Here is a 2,120-nt window from a genome sequence, read left to right on the forward strand (position 1 = left end):
TTTATGGTACCCTCTAGTCCAATGTCCACCTCACGGTCATTCCCCTGGCGAGATACCGGCAGCAGGTGACAAAGTACAGCTGCGGGGCGGTTGCAGCGATGACCGTGAGGTCCTATTATGGAAGACCGGTCAATAACACTGACACCGAAGAGGTCATGCTCGCCCGCGACATGAACCCGGACGTTTCGGAAAAGACCGGCATCAATCCCGTACAGATGACCTCGTGGTTCAACCGGAACGGCTGGAAAGCGACATGGCATACCGGCGGCACCCGCGACACCCTCCTTGCCAACCTGAAGGCAGGGATCCCGACGATTGTCGAATGGATCGACTGGGGCGGTCACTGGGTCGTTGTTGTCGGGTATGACACGCGGGGAACGGAAACGGTCTGGGACGATGTCATCATCTTTGCCGATTCCGTTGATTGTCATGATGACCGTCTGGATGGGATCACATATGCGAACTACGGCGAGTTCGATGCCATGTGGTTTGATGCCCACTATTTCCCGCAGGGGATGCAGGACCGTGTGTACGTTGTAGCGGTACCGGCCTGATGCAACGAATCCGTCCCCTTTCCCAAAGAGCTACTTTTCAGCGGACCGGTAAGCTCCTTTCGGGACCGTGATCTCAAAGGTGGCTCCTTTCCCGTGCATCCCGGTCTCATGGATCTCAATACCGGTGATTGCTAAAATTTCCCGGGCTAAAAAGAGCCCGAAACCGGTATGCTTCCCGTACCCCTTTAAAAAGATCTTCTGTTTCTCGTCCAGCGGAATGCCGATCCCGTTATCTGCGAACGTGATGAGGATCTCCCCGTCCTCGTTGAGGCCGCACCGGACCGTGACAGCGGTGACTGTTTGCCCGTACCGTGCTGCATTGTCAAAGAGGTTTAAGAAAACCTTCGATATCATCGGATCAGCGAAGATCTCCCAGGAATCGCAGCGCATGTCAAGGTTCATGAGCGGAGGCCTCACGCTCTCAATAACATCCCTCACAGCGACCCACACGGGAGCGTGGGCACCCATGTCCTGGTAGGTTTTGGCAAAATCGAACTGGTGCTGGATGGTCTCGATGGATGAGGAGATCTTCAAAAGGAAGTCCGTGACCACCGGATCCGGTTTTCTCAAGGCGGCAAGCTGTGCATAGCCCTGCATGACCGTGAGCTGGTTGGCCACATCGTGCCGGGTGATGCTGGAGAGGAGGTTGAGCTTCCGGTTGCTCTCCTTTATTGCGTTCTGTACCTGCTTCATCTCCGTGATATCGCGGGCATTCCCCAGGTAGGTCATCACCGTGCCGGTTTTGTCTGCTATGGGAGAGACACTCGATGTATGGACCCGGACTGAACCATTGGCATGGATCACCCGGTATTCAACTCCCGCCATCCCCTGCCCGGTCGAGACGACAGCATCCAGGGCTTCCTTACACAGAGCGATATCGTCGGGATGAACAAATTTCTGGAATGACTGTCCTATCACATCCTCCATCCTGTACCCAAGGAGCTCCGTGAAGCTGGGAGAGACAAACGTGAATACTCCGTCGGGTTTGATCAGGTAGATGATATCGTGCGTGTTCTCGACAAGCAGGCGATACTTCTCCTCCGATTCCCTGAGGGCGTTCTCGGCTTGTTTCCGGTGCGAGATGTCATGGATGAGACCCAGGATCCCAAAGACGGAACCGGACGGATCGAGCAGGGGGATAAGGCGGACATCGAGCCAGAACTGACCGGAGGGCAGATGTTCGAAAACCTCGTTTCTCACGGGGATCCGGCGTGCGACGATCCCGCGGATCGCCACCATGTACTTCTCGGCAATCTCCGGTCGGAAGAGGGAGAAGAGGTTCTTGCCGGTAAGATTCTCCGGGGTGGTGAGCATTGCCCGTGCTCCCAGCGGGTTGATGTACCTGACGGTCCCTGTGGTGTCTAAAAAGAAGATCATGTCGGGAGAATTCTCAGCGATGAGCCGGTATTTTTCCTCGCTCTCCTTTAACGCGATCTCGGCGAGTTTGCGCCTGCTGATGTCCCTCCCCTCGGCAAGAAGGAACGGGATTTCGTTATCCGCACCTCTCACTGGTTTTATCGAGAAGTCGATGAAGGCAGTGTGTCCGTCAGCTGCCCTGTGGGTAGT

Annotated in this window: 2 protein-coding genes; one reads left to right on the plus strand and one right to left on the minus strand. The window is 55.6% G+C overall.

The features are described from left to right. Window positions 1–65: 65 nt before the first annotated feature. On the plus strand, window positions 66–554 hold the full coding sequence (locus CW742_RS11190; RefSeq protein ID WP_394339469.1) for a C39 family peptidase: 489 nt from the start codon (window positions 66–68) through the stop codon (window positions 552–554). 30 nt (window positions 555–584) lie between these two features. On the opposite strand, the gene CW742_RS11195 is transcribed toward CW742_RS11190, so the two are convergent. Continuing rightward, the coding region (locus tag CW742_RS11195) for a PAS domain S-box protein (RefSeq protein ID WP_292420410.1) at window positions 585–2,120 on the minus strand (1,536 nt) is incomplete at its 5' end.

It is taken from the genome of Methanoregula sp., assembly GCF_002835825.1.
Lineage (GTDB): Archaea > Halobacteriota > Methanomicrobia > Methanomicrobiales > Methanospirillaceae > Methanoregula.